This window comes from Isoptericola sp. NPDC057191, assembly GCF_042670225.1.
Lineage (GTDB): Bacteria > Actinomycetota > Actinomycetes > Actinomycetales > Cellulomonadaceae > Isoptericola.
Genome location: NZ_JBHUWC010000225.1, coordinates 1 through 5,624, shown reverse-complemented (window position 1 = coordinate 5,624; position 5,624 = coordinate 1). Strand labels below are relative to the sequence as shown.

The 5,624-nt window shown below is 74.4% G+C and carries 5 protein-coding genes; 3 read left to right on the top strand and 2 right to left on the bottom strand.

What is annotated here, in order from left to right:
• Positions 1 to 112: 112 nt before the first annotated feature.
• Positions 113 to 262, bottom strand: a complete 150-nt coding sequence (locus tag ACFT55_RS18685) for a hypothetical protein (protein ID WP_380245347.1) — start codon at positions 260 to 262, stop codon at positions 113 to 115.
• A gap of 104 nt (positions 263 to 366) precedes the next feature.
• Positions 367 to 1,302: a LysR family transcriptional regulator gene (locus ACFT55_RS18680; RefSeq protein WP_380245346.1), complete on the bottom strand. Its 936-nt coding sequence runs from the start codon at positions 1,300 to 1,302 to the stop codon at positions 367 to 369.
• A gap of 161 nt (positions 1,303 to 1,463) precedes the next feature.
• Between ACFT55_RS18680 and ACFT55_RS18675 the strand changes: the two genes are divergently transcribed.
• Genes ACFT55_RS18675 through ACFT55_RS18665 form a run of 3 tightly spaced genes read left to right on the top strand, consistent with a single transcriptional unit; the run spans position 1,464 to position 5,586 of the window.
• Complete coding sequence (locus ACFT55_RS18675; RefSeq protein WP_380245345.1) at positions 1,464 to 2,654, top strand: NAD(P)/FAD-dependent oxidoreductase; 1,191 nt, start codon at positions 1,464 to 1,466, stop codon at positions 2,652 to 2,654.
• Positions 2,655 to 2,671: 17 nt separating this feature from the next.
• Positions 2,672 to 4,033 carry a 2-oxoadipate dioxygenase/decarboxylase family protein gene (locus ACFT55_RS18670; RefSeq protein ID WP_380245344.1) on the top strand — a complete coding sequence of 454 codons (1,362 nt, stop codon included), beginning with the start codon at positions 2,672 to 2,674 and terminating at the stop codon, positions 4,031 to 4,033.
• A complete protein-coding gene (locus tag ACFT55_RS18665; protein WP_380245343.1) occupies positions 4,030 to 5,586 on the top strand; it encodes an aldehyde dehydrogenase family protein in 1,557 nt (518 codons plus the stop codon). The genes ACFT55_RS18670 and ACFT55_RS18665 overlap by 4 nt, the downstream gene beginning before the upstream one ends.
• The last annotated feature ends 38 nt before the right edge of the window (positions 5,587 to 5,624 follow it).

Genomic DNA, 5,624 nt, shown 5'->3' with positions numbered 1-5,624 from the left:
CCTCGCGGCGTTCTGACCCCGCGCCCACAACGACGGGGCCCGGGTCCGCAGCTGCGGACCCGGGCCCCGTCGTTGTTGCTGTGCGGCGTCCCTGTGCCGCGCCTGCGCTCGATCAGGTGCGGTTTCGCCGGAGCAGGCCGAGCACCAGGCTCACGACCAGCACGATCACACCGATCCAGATGAGGAACTGGCCGATGTTGGTCGCGACACCGAGGATCACGAGGACGACCCCGATGATGATGAGGATGAGCCATGCGGGCATGGGAACCTCCAGTCTCTTCGCACCGCCCGTGCGGCGGCGTGATGAAAAGACGGTCCCACGTCGTCCCGATACACGCACGTTGTCGGCTACGTCCGTGTTGACCGTCACAAGCTGATCGAGAACGGCCGTCCCGTGCCGTGGACGACCGTCTCGATCGTGCGTGCCACGGCGTCCACGGCGGGACGGCGCGGCGCCGTCGTCGGTTCGAGCAGCACGATCTCCCGCTCCACCAGGTCGTGGAGGGTCGTGGTGCGCACGTCGTGCGCGGGACGCAGGCTCAGCATGATCGGCGTCGCGAGCGTGACGCCGAGCTCCTGGGCGACGAGGGCCAGGGTCGTGGAGGTGTCGTTCACCTCGTGCGCGGCACGCGGTTCGAAGCCGGCCGCCCGGCACGCGCCGCGGACGGCGACGCCGAAGTGCGTGGGCAGCGGCGGCAGGATCCAGGGGAGCTCGGCGACGTCGGCGAGGTGCAGCCGGGCCGGCAGGTCCGTGGTGGCGGCCGAGACGAGCTCGAACCGTTCGGTGCGCAGAGGCCGGAGCACGGTGCCCGGCAGCCTCGGGATGGGCGCGCCGGGGTAGTCCAGGCCGAGCCCGAGGTCCACGTCGCCGCGACGTACCGCGCCGGCGACGTCGTCGACGGTGAGCTCGATGCCCACGAGCGTGATCTTCGGGTGCGCGGCCGCGAGGCGGGCCACGAGCTGGGGCAGGAGGCTCGCTGCCACGGTCGCGAAGGCGCCGACGCGGACGGTGCCGGTCGCGCCGCCCCCGGCCGCCCGTGCGGCGTCGACGGCGTCGCGCTGGGCGGCCAGCAGCGGCTCGGTGCGCTCCGCGAGGGCGAGCCCCGCCTCGGTCAGCGAGACGCCACGGCCGTGGGGGCGCACGACCTCGGTCCCCAGGGCGCGGGAGAGCGCGGTGAGCTGGTGGGAGACCGCGCCCGTGGTGAAGCCGAGGGCGGCGGCAGCGGCCGTCATCGTGCGGTGCTCGGCGAGCGCCCGCAGAGCTCGGAGACCGGCCCACGGCAGGTCGCGCGACCCTTCCATGCCGCCAGCGTAACCGTTCAAGAACCTTGAAGGGAATACCGGACGAACCTTCGATGGTCCTGGACGCTCGACGTCCAGCACGATGGGTCCGGGGCGCCGACGAGGGCGTGCGCCGACGACGTCGCGCCCCGCGAGCAGGGACGCCGAGCGAGGAGGGTCGGGTGCAGGGTGGTGCGACGCCGTCGGCGGCGGACGTGGTGGTGGTCGGAGGCGGCGTGATGGGGACGTCCGTCGCGTTCCACCTGGCCGAGGCGGGGGCCGACGTCGTCCTGCTCGAGGCCGGCGAGCTGGGACGGGGCAGCTCCGGCAAGCCGATCGGCGGGGTGCGCGCCCAGTTCTCCGACCCCGCGAACGTCGACCTCGGCCGCCGCAGCCTCGAGCTCTTCGAACGGTTCCGGCAGCGTCCGGGGGCGGACGTCGGGCTGCGGCAGCACGGCTACCTGTTCGCGCTGCCCACCGACGACGACGTCAAGCTGTTCGCGCAGTCCGTGGCGATGCAGCGCGCCCGAGGCGTCGACAGCAGGCTGCTCACCGTCGCCGAGGCGCGCCGCCTCAACCCCTACCTGTCGGCGACCGCGTACGCCGGAGCGGCCTACTCGCCGCGGGACGGCTGGGCGCACCCCGGCGCCGTCGTGGCCGGCTACGCGGACGGCGCGCGCCGCCACGGAGCCACCGTCGTCACCGGCGCGCCCGTGACCGCCGTCGAGCCCGCGACCGGTGGCCGCCTGACCGTCGTCACGCCGTCCGGCCGCGTCACGGCGCCCGCCCTCGTGGTGTGCGCCGGCGCCTGGTCGCGCGCCGTCGGGGCGCTCGTCGACCTCGACCTGCCCGTGGAGCCGGTGCGCCGGCAGATCGCCCTCACCGCGCCCCTGGAGCCCGCACCCCCGACGGTGCCGTTCACCATCGACTTCGGCACCACCTACTACCTGCACAACGCCGACGCCCGCGGCACGCTGCTGCTGGGTGCCTCCGAGCCGGGCACGCCGGTCGGGTTCGACGTCGCCTACGACCCCGCGTGGGAGCCGTGGCTGCGCGAGCTCGCCGCCCGCGCGACCCCGGCCCTCGCCGACGCGCCGCTCGCCGGTGGCTGGGCCGGGCTCTACGAGCTGACGCCCGACCACGACGCCCTCATCGGCGAGGCCGCGCCCCCCGGCGGCACGGGAGCCCGCGTGCTCTACGCGTGCGGGTTCTCCGGGCACGGCTTCCTGCAGGCACCCGCCGTGGGCGAGTCCGTGACCGACCTCTACCTCGGGCGGGCCGGCACGCCCGCGGCCCACGGGGTCGACGTCTCCGGGTTCGACGCCGGCCGCTTCGGCGCGCGACGGTCGCGCGCCGAGGCCAACATCATCTGAGAGAGGAAGCACGCACCGTGACGTCCCACGACACCTTCCACGAACCCTGGCAGCTGCGCGCGGCGTTCGCCCGCTCGCTGTCCGACATGTACGGCCGCGAGGTGCCCGCGTACACGACCCTGCTCGAGGTGTCCCACGACGTCAACGCCGACGTGGTGCGCGCCCAGGGGGCCGACGCCGAGCGGCTCGGGAGCATCGAGCGCGTCACCGCCGAACGGCACGGCGCCATCCGGGTGGGCACGCCCACCGAGCTCCAGCAGGTCGCGCGGGTCTTCGGCGCGATGGGCATGCGCCCCGTGGGCTTCTACGACCTGCGCGACGCCTCGTCGTCGTCCGTGCCCGTGATCTCCACGGCGTTCCGCCCCGTGGACCGCGCGGAGCTCGCGCGCAACCCGTTCCGGGTCTTCACCTCCATGCTGGTCCCCGGCGACCGCCGGTTCTTCGGCGCCGACCTGCAGCAGCGCCTCGAACGCTTCCTGGCCGCCAGGACGTTGTTCCGCCCCGAGCTGCTGGCGCTCGCCGACCGCGCCGAGGCCGAGGGCGGCCTGGCGGGCGACGACGCGGCGACCTTCCTGCGGCTGGCCACCGAGGCGTTCGAGCTGTCCCACGAGCCCGTCGACCAGGCGTGGTACCGCGAGCTGGAGGCCGTCTCCGCCGTCGCGGCCGACATCGGCGGCGTCGCGTCCACGCACATCAACCACCTCACGCCGCGCGTGCTCGACATCGACGACCTGTACGCCCGCATGGAAGCGCGCGGCATCACGATGATCGACGCGATCCAGGGCCCGCCGCTGTGGGAGGGACCGGACGTGCTGCTGCGGCAGACGTCGTTCCGGGCGCTCGCGGAGCCGCGCACGTTCCGCACGCCGGACGGGCAGGTCGTGCAGGACTCGCTGCGGGTGCGGTTCGGGGAGGTCGAGGCGCGCGGCATCGCGCTCACCCGCGAGGGCCGCGCCCGGTACGACGCCGCGATCGTGCAGGGCGCCACGCCCGACGTCTGGCGTCAGACGTTCCCGGACTCCGAGGCGGGCCTCGTCGCGCAGGGCCTCGGCTACTTCACGTACGAGGTCTCCGCCGACGGTGCGCTCACGCGCGAGCCGGTCGTCTACGAGGACTTCCTGCCCCGGTCGGTCGCCGGCATCTTCCAGTCGAACCTCACCGAGGAGGGGTCCAAGGACGCCAGCCAGGCCGGTGCGGAGCGCGACGCCGACTGGATGGCCGGCGCCGTCGGGCGCGAGCTGTACGACCCGTTCGACCTGTACGCGGCGCAGGTGGCGGGCTCGCTCACCGCCGCTGCGCACCACCTCGGCGTCGCGCCGGAGACCCTGGCCGCGACGCCCGCCAACGCCACCACCACGAGCACGGGAGCCGACGCATGACCACCACCGACACCACCACGACCGCTGCGGGCGCCCTCGGCGACGAGCTGCGCGACGCCGCGCTGGGCGCGCTGGCGCGCATCGGGGCCGAGGTCCCGGCCGCCCCGGCCCAGGGCGGGCTGCCCGTCGTCTCGCCGCTCACCGGCGAGGAGCTGCTGCGTCTCCCGGAGGCGGGCGCCGCGGAGGTCGACGCCGCGGTCGGCGCCGCCGCCGAGGCGTTCCGCACCTGGCGGTCCGTGCCCGGGCCGGTCCGCGGGAGCGTCGTGCGCCGCCTCGGCGAGCTGCTCACCGAGCACAAGGCCGACCTGGCCGAGCTGGTGACGATCGAGGCGGGCAAGATCACCTCCGAGGCTCTCGGCGAGGTGCAGGAGATGATCGACGTCTGCGACTACGCGGTCGGGCTCTCCCGTTCCCTCGGCGGGCGCACCATGCCGTCCGAGCGCCCCGGCCACCGCCTCATGGAGCAGTGGCACCCTCTCGGTGTCGTCGGCGTAGTCAGCGCGTTCAACTTCCCCGTCGCGGTGTGGTCGTGGAACACGGCCGTCGCGCTGGTCTGCGGCGACACCGTCGTGTGGAAGCCCAGCGAGAAGACGCCGCTGAGCGCGCTCGCGTCGAACGCGCTGCTGCGCCGCGCGCTGGCGGAGGCCGGGTTCCCGGAGGCGGTGAGCCAGGTCGTGCTCGGCGCCCGGGAGGCAGGGCAGGCGCTGGTCGAGGACCGGCGCGTGGCGCTGCTGTCGGCCACCGGGTCGGAGCGCATGGGGCAGCAGGTGGCGCCCGTCGTCGCCGGGCGCGGGGGCCGGTACCTGCTGGAGCTCGGCGGCAACAACGCGGCCGTCGTCGCGCCGTCCGCGGACCTCGACCTGGCCGTGCGCGGCATCGTGTTCGCCGCCGCCGGCACGGCAGGGCAGCGCTGCACAACGCTGCGCCGGCTCATCGTGCACTCGTCCGTCGTGGACGACCTCGTGGACCGCCTCGAGTCCGTCTACGCCGGGCTGCCCGTGGGCGACCCGCGCGCCGACAGCACGCTCGTCGGGCCGCTCACCGACACCGGGGCGCGCGAGCGGATGCTCGCCGCGCTCGAGGAGGCGCGGGCCGACGGCGGCACGGTGGTGGTCGGTGGCGACGTGGTGGACGTCGACGGGGCGCCGGGCGCGGCGTACGTGTCGCCGGCGCTCGTGCGGATGCCGGCCCAGACGGACGTCGTGCGTCGCGAGACGTTCGCGCCGATCCTCTACTTGCTCACGTACGACACGCTGGACGAGGCGATCGCCCTGCACAACGACGTCCCGCAGGGGCTGAGCAGCGCGATCTTCACCCTCGACGTGCGGGAGGCGGAGACGTTCCTGTCCGAGGTCGGCTCCGACTGCGGCATCGTCAACGTCAACATCGGCACGTCCGGGGCCGAGATCGGCGGCGCGTTCGGTGGGGAGAAGTCCACCGGCGGCGGCCGCGAGTCCGGTTCCGACTCGTGGAAGCAGTACATGCGGCGCGTCACCAACACGGTGAACTACTCCACCGAGCTGCCCCTGGCCCAGGGCGTCAACTTCGGCTGACCACGGCCCTGCTGTGGGTACGGAATCGGCGGGAATTC